This window comes from Corynebacterium sp. HMSC072A02, from assembly GCF_001810085.1.
Taxonomy (GTDB): domain Bacteria; phylum Actinomycetota; class Actinomycetes; order Mycobacteriales; family Mycobacteriaceae; genus Corynebacterium; species Corynebacterium hesseae.
The window spans coordinates 1-660 of the sequence record NZ_KV799872.1 but is presented as its reverse complement, the minus strand read 5'-3'; the positions used below and the strand labels follow the sequence as shown (position 1 = coordinate 660).

General features: G+C 53.6%; 2 protein-coding genes. Both read left to right on the top strand.

Annotation, left to right across the window (positions count from 1 at the left end; translation table 11 throughout):
• Positions 1 to 299: transposase (locus HMPREF2698_RS11105; protein ID WP_141748951.1), on the top strand; the 299-nt coding region annotated here is incomplete at its 5' end.
• A 93-nt stretch (positions 300 to 392) separates the two neighbouring features.
• Positions 393 to 660 (top strand): helix-turn-helix domain-containing protein (locus tag HMPREF2698_RS13030; protein ID WP_141748950.1); only part of this gene is annotated, 268 nt, incomplete at its 3' end.

Below are 660 nucleotides of genomic sequence, written 5' to 3'. Positions count from 1 at the left end.
ACGCGCATCCGAGGAAATCGGAAGGCAAAAAGCTCATGGAACGCATCATCCACACCCTGCGCAAAGGATTACCACAAGGCCTAGAAGAGCTCGCCCAACTAGGACGCACCCTATGGCGACGACGCAAAGATGTGCTCGCCTACTTTGATATCGGTGCATCCAACGGCCCCGTCGAGGCAATCAACGGCAGACTCGAACACCTACGCGGCATCGCCCTAGGTTTCAAAAACCTCAACCACTACATCTTGCGGTGCCTGATCCACTCCGGACAACTACAGGACAAAATCAACGCACTCTAAAACCGGAAGGGCCGGTTTCTTTCATAGTTGATGTTGGCGGCACCACGATCCGGTGGTGTTGCGTCAACTTCTACTTGGAAGGAGCTGGTCCTTGTGGCCAACTTCAAACAGATCATCGCGATGTGCCTTGATGGTGCTAGCTACGCGCAGATCACACACGCATTGGGATGTTCACGACGAGAAGTATCCCGAGCAAAGAAAGTCATCAACGATGAGGAACTAACTCTAGAGCGTTTCCGTCAACTTCCACCTGGATGGTTCGATGATCGATTCAGCGACGGCCGGAGTAAACGGACGATGGCCTACGACCAGCCTGATTTTCACGCTCTGGGGTTGCCCGCAAATCGTGGACACGTAGTGG